Below are 1,639 nucleotides of genomic sequence, written 5' to 3' on the forward strand. Positions count from 1 at the left end.
GGACGGGGCCCTTCCCCGCGCCGGGGCCATCACCGTCACCGCCGCGCGCGACGCGGCGGCGCGCCAGGTGGTGCTGCGCGTGGCCGATACGGGCATCGGCATCGGGCCAGAACACCTTGGCCGCATCTTCGACCCCTTCTTCACGCTGAAGGAGGTGGGCAAGGGCACCGGCCTCGGGCTGTCCGTGGCCTTCGGCATCATCCGCAAGCACGGCGGCTCCATAGGGGTGGAAAGCACCCCCGGCGCGGGCACGTGCTTCACCATCCGGCTGCCGCTGGGCGCGCCGGACCCCACGGGAGACGCGGCATGAACGACACGCCCGGACGGGCAACAGGCGCTGCCGCGAAGACGGCGGGCCCCCCTTCGCCCCCTTCATCTCCGGCCACCCCGCACGCATCGGGCCCCCCCGGCCCGGCGCGCATTCTGGTGGTGGATGACGAGGCCATCGCCCGCGACAACCTGGCCCTGGCGCTGGGGCGGCAGGGGCACGAGACGTTCACCGCCGCCAACGGGGCAGAGGCGCTGGAATTGTTGGCCGGGGCCGACTTCGACCTGGTGCTCACCGACCTGATGATGCAGGGCATGGACGGGCTGGACCTGCTGCGAGCCGTGCGGATGCGCCACCCGGATACCGAGGTGGTGGTGGTCACCGGCTACCCCACGGTGAAGACGGCGGTGGAGGCCATGCACGCCGGGGCCTACCACTACCTGCCCAAGCCCTACGACCTGGACGAGGCGCGGGCGCTGGTGCAGAAGGCGCTGGAAAAGCGCCGCCTGAAGCAGGAGGTGGCTCGCCTGCGCGAACAGCTGCGCGAACGGTCGCTGCCCGTGCCCCTGCTGGGGGCCGCGCCGTGCATGCAGGCGCTGAAGCGCACCATCGCCCAGGTGGCCCCCTCGGACGTCACCGTGCTGATCCTGGGCGAGACGGGCACCGGCAAGGAACTGGCCGCGCGCATGGTGCACCTGTTCAGCCGCCGGTCGGAGTCGCGCTTTCTGGCCATCAACTGCGGGGCGTTCAACGAGGAACTGCTGGAAAGCGAGCTGTTCGGCCACGAGCAGGGGGCCTTTTCCGGCGCGGTGCGCCAGCGCAAGGGGCTGTTCGAGGCGGCGGAAGGGGGCACGCTGTTCCTCGACGAGGTGGGCGAGATGTCGCTGCCCATGCAGGTCAAGCTGCTGCGCGCGGTGCAGGAACGCACCATCCGCAGGGTGGGCGGCACGGCGGACATTCCCGTGGACGTGCGCCTGCTGGCCGCCACCAACAAGGATCTGGCGGCGGAGGCGGCGGCGGGGCGCTTCCGGCACGACCTGTACTACCGCCTGAACGTGGTGGTGCTGCGCATGCCCCCGCTGGCCGAGCGCATGGAGGACGTGCCCCTGCTGGCCCAGTACTTTGCGGAAAAGGCCGCGCGCGACACGGGCAGGCCCGCCCCGCACATCGCGCCGGAAACGCTGGACGTGCTGGCCCGCTATCCCTTTCCGGGCAACGTGCGCGAACTGCACAACATCATCGAGCGGGCCGCCGTGCTCTGCGCGGGCGATGTCATCACCCCGGCGGATCTGCCGCCCGACCTGCGGGCGCTGGCCGGGATTGCGGGGGGGGCTGGCGGGAATGGGGGCAAGGGGGGCGCGGCAGGCCCCG

At 72.1% G+C, this 1,639-nt stretch carries 2 protein-coding genes; both read left to right on the plus strand.

Features of this window, described 5'->3' with window-relative positions:
• Positions 1 to 310: sensor histidine kinase (locus FVW27_RS15010; protein WP_167126631.1), on the plus strand; the 310-nt coding region annotated here is incomplete at its 5' end.
• Positions 307 to 1,639, plus strand: a 1,333-nt coding sequence (locus FVW27_RS15015; RefSeq protein ID WP_243838493.1) for a sigma-54-dependent transcriptional regulator, incomplete at its 3' end; no start/stop codon positions are given. The genes FVW27_RS15010 and FVW27_RS15015, both read left to right, overlap by 4 nt.

This window comes from Nitratidesulfovibrio liaohensis (assembly GCF_011682075.1).
Lineage (GTDB): Bacteria > Desulfobacterota > Desulfovibrionia > Desulfovibrionales > Desulfovibrionaceae > Cupidesulfovibrio > Cupidesulfovibrio liaohensis.